The organism is Streptomyces sp. WY228 (genome assembly GCF_019287315.1).
GTDB lineage: Bacteria > Actinomycetota > Actinomycetes > Streptomycetales > Streptomycetaceae > Streptomyces > Streptomyces caviscabies.
The window spans coordinates 2651920-2662327 of the sequence record NZ_CP079114.1; the positions used below are offsets into that span (position 1 = coordinate 2651920).

A 10408-nucleotide genomic window follows, 5' to 3' on the forward strand; every position below is an offset into this window, starting at 1 on the left:
GCGTACCGGGCGAAGGGTTGTGCCTCGTACGACAGTTCACCCTCTAGGGTCCGCTCATGACGGTGAAGGACGGTGCGATGACGGCTGAGGTACGAACCGAGGTACGAACGGTGCGGGCCGGAGAGCTGGACCGGTACGCCGACGGGATCCGCGAGGTGTACGCGCGGGCGTTCGCGGCCCCGCCCTGGAACGAGGATCCGGCGACGGCCGACGCCTACGCGGAGCGGCTCGCCCGGGACGCCCTGCGGCCCGGGTTCACGGCGGCGGTGGCGACGGCCGGGGGCACGGTGACCGGTTTCGCCACGGCCTGGATCACCCCGGAGGTCTTTCCGGCCGACCGCAGCTACGGGCAGGTCGCCGAGGCGCTCGGGGCCGGGCGCACGCGGGCCTGGCTGTGCGGCGCGCTGGAGGTGAACGAACTGGCGGTCGCGCCGGAGGCCCACGGCGCGGGGATCGGCGCGGCGCTGCTGCACACGGTGACCGAGGCCGCCCCGGACGGCCGTTGCTGGTTGCTGACCTCCGTACGGGCCGAGGCGGCGCTGCGCCTGTACGAGCGGACCGGCTGGCGGCGGATCGGCGCCCGCGTGCCCGGCGCGGCCGCCCTCGTCGTGCTGCTCGGACCCCGCCACCCGCAACGGGCCGAGGCGGACGGGCGGGCGGCCGGCTGACTCCTACAGCGCGACCGCCAGCAGGACGCACGCCACCAGGTTGAACGCGGTGCGCACCTGGTGGAAGGTGTTCCAGCGGGACTCGAAGGCCGCGCGGGCGGTGCTGTCGTCGCCGCCCTCGGCGGCGGCGAGGGCGTTGTTGAGCGGGACGTTGCCGGCGATGGTCACCAGGTGGCTGACGACCACGCAGATCAGCGCTCCCAGGACGGCCGGTCCCGTGGTCTCGTCGTGCTCGCCGAGACCGGTGAAGAACGCGGCGGCGGGAAGCGCGACGGCCCCGACGAACAGGACCAGGAAGACGGGCCCGGGGACCTTCTCGTTGAAGCGGCGCATGGCCGCGGTGAACTGTTCGTCCGTCAGCTCGGCCAGACCGGGCATGACCGCGATCAGGAAGGTCAGCAGGAAGCCCGCGTAGAGGCCGTTGACGATCGCCGAGAGCACCAGGAACAGGGAGGTCATGGCGGACATCATGACCTGCGGGGGCGGCCCGCACCGGCGTTTTCTCGTATGCGCGTACGAGCCGGGGCAGGGCCGGCCGGGGCGCAGCGCAGGGGCGCCCGGCCCTCGCCGGACGCCCCTGCCCCTCCTATCCCTCCCGTCGCTCCCGTCGCTCCCGTATCAGCCGATCTCGCCCTCGCTCGGTTCCGGTCCGTCGTCCGTGCCGGCGCCGCCCTCCAGCCGGTCCGCCTGCCCGATGGCCGTGGCCAGCTTCCTGACGGCGCTGTCCTCGGTCGTCTCGGCCAGCGCGGAGGCGCGGGACGCGAGTTCGCGGAGGCCGGGCGCGCCGGGCAGGTCGCCGTGGCGCAGGTGGTCGGCGAAGTAGGCGGCCACGGCCGCCACTTGCAGCCGGTCGTGCTCGCCGCTCCACAGCGGGCCGTCGATCGCCCCGGTGGTGACCGTTCCGGTCTTCTCCTGGGCCTTGCGGGTCTTGGGGTCGAGCCAGCGCACGGTGGCCTTGGCCACGGTGCCGGACGCGCCCTCGCGCAGCCGTACGGCGTACAGAGCGGTCACCGTGTGGCCGGGGCCGACCTCGCCGCCGTCGACGCTGTCGTCGCGGAAGTCCTCGTCGGCGACCTTGCGGTTCTCGTAGCCGATCAGCCGGAACTGCTGCACGGTCTTCCGGTCGAACGCCACCTGGGCCTTGGCGTCGCGAGCCTGGATTTCGAGGTGGGCGGGCAACTGGTCGACGAAGACCTTGCGGGCCTGCTCCTCGTCTCCGACGTAGGTGGTGTTCCCGTCGCCCTTGTTGGTGAGCGTTTCCATGAACGCGTCGCCGTAGTCGCTGCCGACGCCGACGCCGAAGAGGGTGATGCCGTACTCGCGGCGGGCGGAGTCGATCTTCTTCAGGATGGACTCGGCCTCGGTGTCACCGGTGTTGGCGAGGGCGTCGGAGAGGAGCACCACCCGGTTGGTGGCGCCTTCGCGGTGGCCGTCGACGGACTTCTCGTAGCCGAGGGTGATGCCCGCCTCGACGTTGGTGGACTGCGCCGGCTGCATCTCCTCGACCGCGTCCTTGATCCGGTTCCGGTTGCCCTTCACCCGGGTCATCGGCAGCCGGGTCTCGGCCTCGTCGCTGAAGGTGACCAAAGCGATGGAATCGTCGTCGCGCAGTTCGTCGGTGAGGATGTTCAGCGACTTCCTGACCAGGTCGAGGCGGCCGGTCTCGGCCATGGACCCCGAGATGTCGACGACGAACGTGAGCGCGGCGGGCGGCCGTTCGGCGGTGGACGGGGCGGCCTCGGTGGCCAGCCCGACCCGTAGCAGCGACCAGTCGGAGGCTCCGGTTCCGCCGCCCTTCGCGCTCTTCCCGTCCTTCCCGCCGTCGATGCGCGCGCCGTCGACGTTCACCGAGAAGCCGGGGCCCTTCGGCCGTTCGTAACCCTGGCGGAAACTGTTGACGAACTCCTCGGGGCGTACGTCCTGGGCGTTGGGCAGGCTGCCGTCGCCGAGGGTGCGGCGCGCGTAGCCGTAGCTGGCGGTGTCCACGTCCAGGGCGAAGGTGGAGAGATAGTCGGGCGCCTTGACGTCCGGCGCGGCGGAGGCCCCGTTCTCCCCGGACTGCCGGCCCTTCTCGGGCGCCGCCACGTCCGGCGCGGGCTGCCCGCCGCCGGTCGGTCCCTGCCCGTCGCGCTTGCCCGAGCTCAGGTCCCGGGTGGTTCCCGAGCCTCCGTCGCTCGCGCTGCAGGCGGTGATCAGCAGGGCGCCGGCCAGGAGGAGTGCCATGCCTCCGGCCCGGCGCCCCGCCCGGCCCCCCGCGCGCTCTTCGTCTCGTCGGCTGATCCGATACATACGTAACCCCCCACGTCGTCACGGTGTCCTCGACACCTGTGAATGTGACGTACGGGACCGCCGACCGGAGTCGACGAAAGCGTTGCGGAACCGTCTCGATGCGGCAACAGCGGGCCACCCGCGGACGGAAACCGGCGGAACATCAGGTTCAGGACACGATGTCCTTACGACTGAACCCCCGGAAGGCCAGCGCGAACAGAATCAGGGCATAGGTCACTGATACGGCCGCGCCCTTGATCATGCCGCCCCACTCCAACTGCGGCTGGAGCGCGTCGGCCCAGGCGAACTGCCAGTGCGCGGGCAGGAAGTCGCGCCAGGAGCCGAGCGCGGTGACCGCGTCGAGGACATTGCCGACGATGGTGAGGCCCACCGCGCCGCCGACCGCGCCGAGCGGGGCGTCCGTCTTCGTGGACAGCCAGAACGCCAGGCCCGCGGTGACCAGTTGGGAGACGAAGATGAACGCCACGACGATCGCGAGGCGCGGCACCGTGTCCCCGGCGGCCAGCGCACCCCCGGTGGGCAGTTTCAGCGGCCCCCACCCGTAGGCCGCCGTGCCCGCCGCCAGCGCGACGAGCGGCAGCAGCACCATCGCGGCCAGGCTGAAGCCGAGCGCGACGACGAGCTTGGACCAGAGCAGCCGGACGCGTGGCACGGGTGCGGCGAGCAGATAGCGCAGCGAGGACCAGCTCGCCTCGGAGGCGACGGTGTCCCCGCAGAACAGGGCCACCGGCACGACCAGCAGGAATCCGGCCGAGACGAACAGCGAGGTGGCGGCGAAGTTCGCGGCGGACTCGGTCGCCACGTCCATCAGGTTGATCCGGCTGCCGCCGCCCCGGCCCCCGCCGCCGTCCTCGCCGTCCGGCGTGCCGCCGATCGCGAAGGCGATGATCAGGATGAAGGGGAGGGCGGCGAGCACCCCGCCCATGAGCAGGGTGCGGCGACGGCGCAGCTGCCGCATGGCCTCGACGCGGAGGGGAAGCGTGCGCCCGGCGCGGTAGCCCGCGGCCTCCGGGTGCTCGGTCTCCACCCGGACCGCGGGCGGCTGGACGGGGGCGCTCATGCTGCTCCTCCGGAGATCAGGGTGAGGAAGGCGTCCTCCAGGCGGCGGTGCGGTCCGACGCCGGTGACCGGGACGTCGAGCCGGACGAGGTCGGCGACGAGCCGCGAGGTGGTGGCCCCGTCGAGGCGGACGAGGAGCCCGCGCCCGTCGTCGGTGCGGACGGCGGAGCCGATGCCGGGCAGGGCGGCGACCTTCTCCGCCAGCGGCTCGGACACCTCATCGGCCGTGGTCACCAGGATCATGTCGCCGGATCCGGTGATCTCGGCGACCGGACCGGCCTGCACGAGCCGGCCCCGGTCCATGACGACCAGGTGGGTGCAGGACTGCTCGACCTCGGAGAGGAGGTGGCTGGAGACGATGACGGTCCGGCCCCCGGCCGCGTACCGGATCATCACGTCCCGCATCTCGCGGATCTGCGGCGGGTCCAGCCCGTTGGTCGGCTCGTCCAGGATCAGCAGATCCGGCATGCCGAGCATGGCCTGCGCGATGGCGAGCCGCTGCCGCATGCCCTGGGAGTACGTCCGCACCGCCCGGGCCAGCGCGTCGCCGAGCCCGGCGATCTCCAGCGCCTCGTCGATGTGGGCGTCCTCGGCGGGCCGGCCGGTGGCCTGCCAGTACAGATCGAGGTTGGCGCGCCCGGAGAGGTGCGGCAGGAAGCCCGCGCCCTCGACGAAGGCGCCCACGCGGGAGAGGACCGGGGCACCCGGCCGGATGGCCTGCCCGAAGACGCGGATCTCGCCCTCGTCGGGGGTGATGAGCCCCATGAGCATGCGCAGGGTGGTCGTCTTGCCCGCGCCGTTGGGCCCGAGGAGTCCGAGGACCTGGCCCTTCTCGACGCGGAAGGACAGCTCGCGCACGGCGTACCGGTCGACGGACTTGGCGTACTTCTTTGAGAGCCCGGTGATCTGGAGCGGTACGTCGGTGAGTTCGGGGTCCGGGGCGAGCGTCGCGGTCCGCCGCCGGGCGGTGAGCAGGAGTGCGGCCGCGATGACGAGGGCTGCGGCCGGGAGGCCCCAGGTCCACCAGGGGAGGGCGGCAGCGGCGGTCTCCACGGCGGGTGCGGTGGGGATCGTCAGCGGTCCGTCGACGGTCACGCTGTAGGTGGCGGGCTCGGCCGGAGAGGCGTAACCGAGGTCCGTCGCGGAGAACACGAGGCGCAGCCGGTGTCCGGCGTCGAACTCGTGGTCCACGGCGGGCAGCGCCAGCTCGATGGGCTTGCCCTGCCGGTCGGGGGTGATCCGGTAGGGGGCGACGAGCTGGTGGGGCAGTACCTGCTGCCTGCCGTCCGGCGACACGTCGTACACCTTGCCGAAGAGCACCGCGTCCCGGTCGCCGTTCGCCGTCACGTTCACCGTGACGGTGGGCGTGCCGGTGACGCGCACGGAGGTGTCCAGCGGGGCGGACTCGAACCGGCCGAACTGTCCGGGGAAGTCGAGCGAGAGCCCGACGCCGAGGGAGGAGAGCTGGGCGAGTCCGCCGCCGACGCCGGGCACGGCGGAGATGGCGGGCGGCGCGGCCCCGGCCGGGTTGCGGAAGGTCTTGGTCCCGCCGCCGAGCGCGATGTCCCGGCCGCCGCTGCGCAGCCCCGGGTAGGTGTCGCTGCTCGCCCCGCGCAGGAGGGCGGCGCCGTCGGTGGAGTCGACGCCGCCGGTCCGGCTGACGCGGAAGGCGGGCCCGGTGCCGGTGCCGGTGTCCTCCTTGAGATACCGGTCGAACCAGTCCCCGACCCGCCCCTCGACCCGGCTCGTCTCGCTGTCGCCGCCGTCGTGCCCGCCGGAGATCCAGTCGACGGACACGGGCGCGCCGTTGGCGCTGATGGCATTCTGCATGGCGTCGGCCTGGCCGAGCGGGAAGAGGGAGTCGGACTGCCCCTGGAGGAGGAGCGAGGGCACCTTGATCCGGTCGGCGACGGCGGACGGCGACCGCTCGGTGAGCAGTTTCACCGCTTCGGCGTCGGGCTTGCCGCTGACGGCGACGCGCTCGTACATCGCGCAGAGCCGCTTCTCGAACTTCTCGCAGCCGCCGCCGGTGGTGATGAAGATGCCGGCCCAGAGCTTCTTGAAGACGCCGTCGGGGAAGAGGGCGTCGGCGAGGTTCCAGTAGGTGATCACGGGCGCGATGGCGTCGACGCGCTCGTCGTGCCCGGCGGCGAGCAGGGAGACGGCCCCGCCGTAGGAGGCGCCGGTGAGACCGACCCGGGGGTCGCCGTTGCCGTCCAGCTCCACCTCGGGGCGTGTCGCCAGCCAGTCGATGAGCCGGGAGACGTCCTTGACCTCGTGGTCCGGGTCGTTGAGGGAGATCTCCCCGCCGGACTTCCCGAAGCCGCGCGCCGACCAGGTCAGCACGGCGTATCCGTCGGCGGCCAGCTTCTCGGCCTGGGCCCGGACGTCGTTCTTGCTGCCGCCGAAACCGTGGCCGATGAGCACGGCGGGCCGCTTACCGGAACCCTTGGCGTGGAAGTACGAGGTGTCGATCGGCACCCCGTCCATGCGCAGCGTCCGGTCCTCGCGCTGCACGGCGGGCGAGCCGTCGTCGGCGACGGCGGTCCAGGTGCCGCCGCCCACGAGCACGGCGAGCACGGCCACGGCCGCGGCCCACCGACCACGGGTACGGGGCAGCAGGCGCCACCGTCGAGCAGTAGGGGTCTCCATCCCTCGACCCTAAACGGAGGACGCAAGCCGGTTGCGTGCCGCCAGGGGGAGGTGAACGGCCTCCCTGAGAGGTACGCTCCGCCCCCGCCGTACTCCGGACGCGGTACGGAACGCGCACGGAAACCCTTACCCCGGGAGGCCCTTGTGGACATTCGCCCCGCTTCGACCGTCGCGGAACTCCTGGCCGCCGGCCACCTCTTCGACGCACCGCCCCGCGAGGTCTGGGCCACCCGCTTCCTCGCCGCGGACGGTCACGTGATGCTGATCGCGTACGTGGACGGCGTCCCGGCGGGCTTCGTCTCGGGCATCGAGATGCTGCACCCGGACAAGGGCACGGAGATGTGCCTGTACGAACTCGGCGTCGACGAACCGTTCCGCCGCCGGGGCATCGGCGGGGCCCTGACACGGGCGCTGGTGGACCTCGCCCGGGAGCGGGGGTGCTACGACGTGTGGGTCGGGGTGGAGCCCGACAACGAGGCGGCGCTGGCGACGTACGGGGCGGCGGGGGCGCGGAACGACGGCGGGTTCCGGGGGCTGGTGTGGGAGTTCGGGGGCGGTGCGTCGCGGTAGGCGGGGCGCCACCCGGCGGAACTGTTTTCGGGAACCACGCGAGAAGATCGCATAGAGCAGGAACCCCACGGGGTGAACGAACTCGGAGCCCGCGAAGGGCAGGCGGGCCGGTACACCCACACGTCCGGGGCCAACTGGTGCGCGACCCGAGTCTGCTGGGTCCGGAGTTCGCCCGGCGTCAGGACGACGCCGTGACCGAAGCAGCTGCTTGTTGAAGCGCACCGCCGCCAGTTCCTCACCCGGCGGAAGCGACCCGGGCGCGCGAGACCGGCCCCCCTGGTCGACCGGGCGCACATCGCGGAGCTCAGGGAGGCCGCCGACCATGCGCGCCCGTGGGACTCGCGCTTCGGCGGGGCGAACCGGAAGTCGGCTTCCCTCACGGAATACCTGTACGGGCGGGCCGCGCCGCTGCTGCACGGCAGCTCATCGCCCAACGCCATTTCATCCAGGCGCTCCGGCCGGCCCGGGCCGGCGGCGACGCCGACCTGGGCTCGTACATCCTCGCCACCATGGCGATGCAGTCGCTGATGCGCGGTTTCACGTCCGAGGCCATCGACAGGGCGCAGGGCGCGTACCGGCGCGGGCAGACCCTCGATCCCCGCGTGGCGGGCTTCGCGAAGCTGATCGAGGCGCGGTCGCACGCCCGCGCGGGCGACGAGCGCTCGACGAGCGCGTGGAACGCCGCCGGCCCCATGCCGTCGGACGCCTTCGTCCGCTCCCGGAGCGTACGGCTCTCGGTCCTGGCCTCCGCGCACGCCCAGAACGGCGACCTCGCCCAGAGCCTGCACCTGGGCCGTGAGTCCCTGGCTCTCTTCACCCGGCTGGGAAGCCTGCGGGGAATGGAGTATCTGCGCGTCTACGGACGGTCGTTGGAACCGTGGCGCAGGGACCCGCAGGTGGTCACGTACCTCGCCGACGTACGCAGGGCGACACGTTCCCTGGCGGAGGTGGCCTGAGGCGGCTCAGGAGCCGGCGGGCACCGGCCGGGGCGCGGCGAGGTCGAGCGGCGTCTCCACCGGCAGCAGGCCGGCGGCCCGCTCCCGCTCCCCCGCCCGGACCGCCGCGCGCACCTCGCGGGCGAGCGGGGTGACGTCGCGGACGGACACGGTCCACTCGTCCGCGTACCGCCGGGCGGCCTCGCCGCTCAGGCCGAGCTGGAGGGAGCGGTACGGGAGCGGGTTCAGGTCGAGGTCGCGTTCGGGGTCCCACTGGACCCGGACCGGGGCGGTGCGCAGGCTCCGCTTCCACGACGCCTGGTCGGGGTGCACCTTGCGTACGTAGTGGGAGAGTTCGGCGTGCGCGAGGGCCCATTCCAGGCCGCTCCGGTCGATCTCGACGGCGAGGACGACCTCCTGGCCCTCCTTCGTGCCCCAGCCGCAGCGGTACATCATCCACAGGAAGCTGGGCTTGATCCAGGTCATCCGGTCGCGCTTCCACTCCGCCGGGAACCGTCCGTCGCGAGCGGCGGGCAGGCCGATGGCGGGGCGGTACGCCTGGTAGACGGTGACCGTGGTGGCGGTGTGGAGCGCGCGGATCTCGTAACGGGGCGGGTGGGGCGGGGTGTTCATGTGCCCCAGGATGCGGGACGCGGGCGCGCCCGGGCATCCGGTTTTCGCCGGATGCCCGGGCGCGGCCGGGGGGTGCGTCGGTCAGTGGTTGCGCGGGAAGCCCAGGTCGACGCCGGCCGGGGCGTCGGCCGGGTCGGGCCAGCGGGTGGTGACGACCTTGCCGCGGGTGTAGAAGTGCACGCCGTCGTTGCCGTAGATGTGGTGGTCGCCGAAGAGCGAGTCCTTCCAGCCGCCGAAGGAGTGGTAGCCCACCGGGACCGGGATCGGGACGTTGACGCCGACCATGCCGGCCTCGACCTCCAGCTGGAAGCGGCGGGCCGCGCCGCCGTCGCGGGTGAAGATCGCGGTGCCGTTGCCGAACGGCGAGGCGTTCATGAGGGCGACGCCGTCCTCGTACGTGTCGACGCGGAGCACGCACAGCACCGGGCCGAAGATCTCGTCCTTGTACGCGTCGGAGTCGGTGGAGACCTTGTCCAGGAGGGACAGGCCGATCCAGTGGCCGTCCTCGAAGCCCTCGACCGTGTGGCCCGTGCCGTCGAGGACGACCTCCGCGCCCTGGGCGGCGGCGCCCGTGACGTAGGAGGCGACCTTGTCGCGGTGGGCCGCGGTGATCAGGGGGCCCATCTCGGAGGCCGGGTCGTTGCCGGGGCCGATCGTGATCTTCTCGGCCCGCTCGCGGATCTTGGCGACCAGCTCGTCGCCGATCGCGCCGACCGCGACGACGGCGGAGATCGCCATGCAGCGCTCACCGGCGGAGCCGTACGCCGCCGAGACCGCCGCGTCGGCCGCCGCGTCCAGGTCGGCGTCCGGGAGGACGAGCATGTGGTTCTTCGCGCCGCCCAGCGCCTGGACCCGCTTGCCGTTGGCGGAGGCGGTGGCGTGGATGTAGCGGGCGATGGGGGTGGAGCCCACGAAGGAGACGGCGGCCACGTCGGGGTGGGCGAGGAGGGCGTCCACCGCGACCTTGTCGCCGTGCACGACGTTGAGCACGCCGTCCGGAAGGCCCGCCTCCGACGCCAGCTCGGCCAGCAGGTTGGCGGCCGAGGGGTCCTTCTCGCTGGGCTTCAGCACGAAGGTGTTGCCGCAGGCGATGGCCAGCGGGAACATCCACATCGGCACCATGGCCGGGAAGTTGAACGGGGTGATGCCCGCGACGACGCCGAGCGACTGGCGGATCGAGGAGACGTCGACCCGGTTGGACACCTGGGTGGACAGCTCGCCCTTGAGCTGGGTGGTGATCCCGCAGGCCAGCTCGACGATCTCCAGACCGCGGGCGACCTCGCCCAGCGCGTCCGAGTGCACCTTGCCGTGCTCGGCGGTGATCAGCGCGGCGATGTCGTCGCGGTGGGCGTCCAGCAGCGCGCGGTAGCGGAAGAGGACGGCGGTGCGCTGGGCGAGCGAGGAGGTGCCCCACGTCGCGTACGCGGCCTTCGCCGCCGCCACCGCCGCGTCGACCTCCTCGACGGAGGCGAGCGCCACCTGCGTGGTGACCGCGCCGGTGGCCGGGTCGGTGACCGGACCGTACTGACCCGACGTGCCCTCCACTGTCTTGCCGCCGATCCAGTGGTTGACGGTCTTCGTCATGACGTACTCCTTCAGGCT

9 protein-coding genes are annotated in these 10408 nt (G+C 72.7%); 3 read left to right on the forward strand and 6 right to left on the reverse strand.

Annotated features, from left to right (window positions below):
* Positions 1 to 56 precede the first annotated feature (56 nt).
* A complete protein-coding gene (locus KV381_RS11450; protein WP_230543978.1) occupies positions 57 to 668 on the forward strand; it encodes a GNAT family N-acetyltransferase in 612 nt (203 codons plus the stop codon).
* 3 nt (positions 669 to 671) lie between these two features.
* Here KV381_RS11450 and KV381_RS11455 read toward each other — a convergent pair whose 3' ends face one another.
* The 4 genes from KV381_RS11455 to KV381_RS11470 all read right to left on the reverse strand — a co-directional run bounded on the left by KV381_RS11455 (position 672) and on the right by KV381_RS11470 (position 6668).
* Complete coding sequence (locus KV381_RS11455; protein WP_086777196.1) at positions 672 to 1139, reverse strand: DUF1772 domain-containing protein; 468 nt, start codon at positions 1137 to 1139, stop codon at positions 672 to 674.
* Positions 1140 to 1286: 147 nt separating this feature from the next.
* Positions 1287 to 2891: a von Willebrand factor type A domain-containing protein gene (locus KV381_RS11460; protein ID WP_256995045.1), complete on the reverse strand. Its 1605-nt coding sequence runs from the start codon at positions 2889 to 2891 to the stop codon at positions 1287 to 1289.
* Between the two features lie 214 nt (positions 2892 to 3105).
* Complete coding sequence (locus KV381_RS11465) at positions 3106 to 4017, reverse strand: ABC transporter permease (protein ID WP_030077599.1); 912 nt, start codon at positions 4015 to 4017, stop codon at positions 3106 to 3108.
* Positions 4014 to 6668 (reverse strand): alpha/beta fold hydrolase, encoded by a 2655-nt coding sequence (locus KV381_RS11470; RefSeq protein ID WP_218785157.1) that lies wholly within the window; start codon positions 6666 to 6668, stop codon positions 4014 to 4016. Before KV381_RS11470 ends, KV381_RS11465 begins: the two co-directional genes overlap by 4 nt.
* 144 nt (positions 6669 to 6812) lie before the next feature.
* Here KV381_RS11470 and KV381_RS11475 point away from each other — a divergent pair, with 144 nt between their 5' ends.
* Both KV381_RS11475 and KV381_RS11480 read left to right on the forward strand, forming a co-directional pair.
* Complete coding sequence (locus KV381_RS11475; protein WP_218785158.1) at positions 6813 to 7238, forward strand: GNAT family N-acetyltransferase; 426 nt, start codon at positions 6813 to 6815, stop codon at positions 7236 to 7238.
* Positions 7239 to 7570: 332 nt separating this feature from the next.
* Positions 7571 to 8194: a hypothetical protein gene (locus KV381_RS11480; protein WP_218785159.1), complete on the forward strand. Its 624-nt coding sequence runs from the start codon at positions 7571 to 7573 to the stop codon at positions 8192 to 8194.
* A gap of 6 nt (positions 8195 to 8200) precedes the next feature.
* Here the strand turns inward: KV381_RS11480 and KV381_RS11485 are convergent, their stop codons facing one another.
* Together KV381_RS11485 and KV381_RS11490 are read right to left on the reverse strand one after the other, a co-directional pair.
* On the reverse strand, positions 8201 to 8806 hold the full coding sequence (locus KV381_RS11485; RefSeq protein ID WP_103536324.1) for a DUF4291 domain-containing protein: 606 nt from the start codon (positions 8804 to 8806) through the stop codon (positions 8201 to 8203).
* Positions 8807 to 8887: 81 nt separating this feature from the next.
* Complete coding sequence (locus KV381_RS11490; RefSeq protein ID WP_086780146.1) at positions 8888 to 10390, reverse strand: CoA-acylating methylmalonate-semialdehyde dehydrogenase; 1503 nt, start codon at positions 10388 to 10390, stop codon at positions 8888 to 8890.
* Positions 10391 to 10408: the final 18 nt, after the last annotated feature.

What these genes read in the sequence shown, in the direction of transcription:
- KV381_RS11450 (WP_230543978.1), top strand. Translation starts at nt 57, where the DNA reads ATGACGGTGAAGGACGGTGCGATGACGGCTGAGGTACGAACCGAGGTA.
- KV381_RS11455 (WP_086777196.1), bottom strand. Translation starts at nt 1,139, where the DNA reads ATGATGTCCGCCATGACCTCCCTGTTCCTGGTGCTCTCGGCGATCGTC.
- KV381_RS11460 (WP_256995045.1), bottom strand. Translation starts at nt 2,891, where the DNA reads ATGGCACTCCTCCTGGCCGGCGCCCTGCTGATCACCGCCTGCAGCGCG.
- KV381_RS11465 (WP_030077599.1), bottom strand. Translation starts at nt 4,017, where the DNA reads ATGAGCGCCCCCGTCCAGCCGCCCGCGGTCCGGGTGGAGACCGAGCAC.
- KV381_RS11470 (WP_218785157.1), bottom strand. Translation starts at nt 6,668, where the DNA reads ATGGAGACCCCTACTGCTCGACGGTGGCGCCTGCTGCCCCGTACCCGT.
- KV381_RS11485 (WP_103536324.1), bottom strand. Translation starts at nt 8,806, where the DNA reads ATGAACACCCCGCCCCACCCGCCCCGTTACGAGATCCGCGCGCTCCAC.
- KV381_RS11490 (WP_086780146.1), bottom strand. Translation starts at nt 10,390, where the DNA reads ATGACGAAGACCGTCAACCACTGGATCGGCGGCAAGACAGTGGAGGGC.